We start from the raw sequence: 2,081 nt of genomic DNA on the forward strand, positions 1-2,081 counted from the left end.
CGGCAACGGGTGCGGCCGCGGCCGGCGCGCTGGTCGCCAGGCTCGGCGGCGCGGCCGGACGTATGTCCAGTTCGCAGTCGTCCACCACCCAGGCGAAGGTATCTTCAATCTTGCTGCGCGGCACCTTGCCGACCAGGCCCAGGTCCCAGGCCAGATGGGCTTCGAGCGGATCCAGCGCGTCGAAACCGGGCAGGCGTTCCAGACGCGCGGCCACCTGCAGCGAACCCAGGTGTTCCAGTTCGCGGATGATGCGCAGCGGATCATTGCCGCTCATGAACAAAGACGGGGCCGGCACGAAGCCGATCTGCCACGCTTCCGGGGTGTCATCGACCTTGGCCGCGGCCGGTGCGGCGGCGCTGGCCGCAGTGCCGGACAGCACGGCTTCCAGGCGTGCCTTCACCGCGGCGACGGCCTGCGGGTCGGCCGGCTGGCCGTGTTCGGCTTCGCGCAGCAGGGCGCGCAGCACGTCCACCGACGACAGCATGGCATCGACCGCGACCGGCTCCAGCGCGCGCTTGCCGGCGCGCAGCTCATCCAGCAGCGTTTCCAGCACGTGGGTGAGCGCAGCGATGGCGTCGAAGCCGAAGGTGCCGGCACCGCCCTTGATCGAGTGGGCGGCGCGGAACACCGAGTTGATGATTTCAGGGTCCTGCTGGCCCGATTCCAGTGCCAGCAGGCCGGCTTCCATCGCGTCCAGGCCTTCGCGGCTTTCCTCGAAGAAGGTGGCGTGGAAGCGTTGCAGGTCCATGCTCATGACAGTTCGGGTCCGGTTACGGGGAAGAGGGAAGGCGGGTGGGGATCAGCCCAGGACTTTCTGGACGGTGGCGACCAGCTGTTCCGGGTTGAACGGCTTGACCAGCCAGCCGGTGGCACCGGCGGCCTTGCCTTCGGACTTCTTGTCGGCAGCCGACTCGGTGGTCAGCATCAGCATCGGGGTGAACTTGTAGTCCGGCAGCTGACGCAGTTCGCGGATCAGCGAGATGCCGTCCATGTTCGGCATGTTCACGTCGGTCACCACCGCGTTGAAGCGCTGGCCCTTGGCGCGGCCAAGCGCGACCGCACCGTCTTCGGCCTCTTCAACAGAAAAGCCGGCCGAGGTGAGGGCGAAAGAGACCATCTGGCGCATCGACGCCGAATCGTCCACCACCAAGATACGTGCGCTCATGCCGCGTTCTCCACAGATTTCAGGTTGTCATGGGTTGCATCCAGGCCCAGGGCCTGGGTGAGTCCGAGCAGGCGCGCGGCATCACGGAAGGTTGAGGTGCAACCGTCGAATCCGGTCGCGTGTCCCGCCTGGCGGCGGGCGTCGACGAAGGCGCACAGGACCTGCATGGCGGCGGTATGGATACGGCCGACCTGGCTGGCATCCAGCGTCAGGTCGCCTTCCTGGTCCACCAGGGGGGCGAGGCGGGTTTTGAGCTCGGTGCTGTTCTCGATGCCGAGATCATCACCCAGGGCCACAGTGCTCATCGTTGCTCCGGACAAACGGTTCCTAGGTCAATAACGGCGGGTTCGGGGGAACCTTTAACGCGATTTTCGGTTCTCAGTTCAGCAACTGCGTGGCGTCGAGCAGGATCATCGGCTGCGCCGAGATCCGCGCCACGCCCCGGAACAGGTCGTTGGAAATCTGGCAGATGCGGGCGGTATCGGGCGGCTCGATCTGCGAATCGGTGAGGTTGGCCACATCTTCCACCGCTGACACGCGCAGGCCCATGGTTTCGCCGTTCTCTTCCAGCACCACGATGCGGGTGTTGGCGTCGTCGACCGCCGGGCCGGCCCCGAGGTGGGTGCCCAGGTCCATCACCGGTACCACCTGGCCACGCAGGTTCATGATGCCCAGCATCGCCGCCGGGGTGCCACGCAGCGGCAGCAGCGGGACCGGCAGCACCACTTCCTGCACCTTCAGCAGCTCCAGGGCGTAAGCCTGGCTGCCGCAGCGCATGCGCAGCCAGCGCGAGGTGCGCTCGTTGGCACGACGGTGTTCGCGTGGGCTGGAGGCCGGGTTGAGGGCCTGCGCCTGCAGCTCCTGCCAGCTGCCCGGGCGCGCCGGGTTGGGCGCGTTGGCCGGCAGGATCGGGGCG

At 67.4% G+C, this 2,081-nt stretch carries 4 protein-coding genes; all 4 read right to left on the reverse strand.

Annotation, left to right across the window (positions count from 1 at the left end; genetic code table 11):
* Nucleotides 1-754: Hpt domain-containing protein (locus RT551_RS21525; RefSeq protein ID WP_313462247.1), on the reverse strand; the 754-nt coding region annotated here is incomplete at its 3' end.
* Between the two features lie 45 nt (nt 755-799).
* Nucleotides 800-1,165, reverse strand: a complete 366-nt coding sequence (locus tag RT551_RS21530) for a response regulator (protein WP_038688521.1) — start codon at nt 1,163-1,165, stop codon at nt 800-802.
* Entirely contained in the window at nt 1,162-1,470 is a 309-nt protein-coding gene (locus RT551_RS21535; RefSeq protein WP_125362437.1) for an STAS domain-containing protein, read from the reverse strand. The genes RT551_RS21530 and RT551_RS21535 overlap by 4 nt, the downstream gene beginning before the upstream one ends.
* 73 nt (nt 1,471-1,543) lie before the next feature.
* Nucleotides 1,544-2,081 (reverse strand): chemotaxis protein CheW (locus RT551_RS21540; RefSeq protein ID WP_313462249.1); only part of this gene is annotated, 538 nt, incomplete at its 5' end.

Origin of the sequence: Stenotrophomonas sp. (genome assembly GCF_032103445.1) — a bacterium.
In the GTDB taxonomy this organism is placed as follows: Bacteria; Pseudomonadota; Gammaproteobacteria; order Xanthomonadales; family Xanthomonadaceae; genus Stenotrophomonas.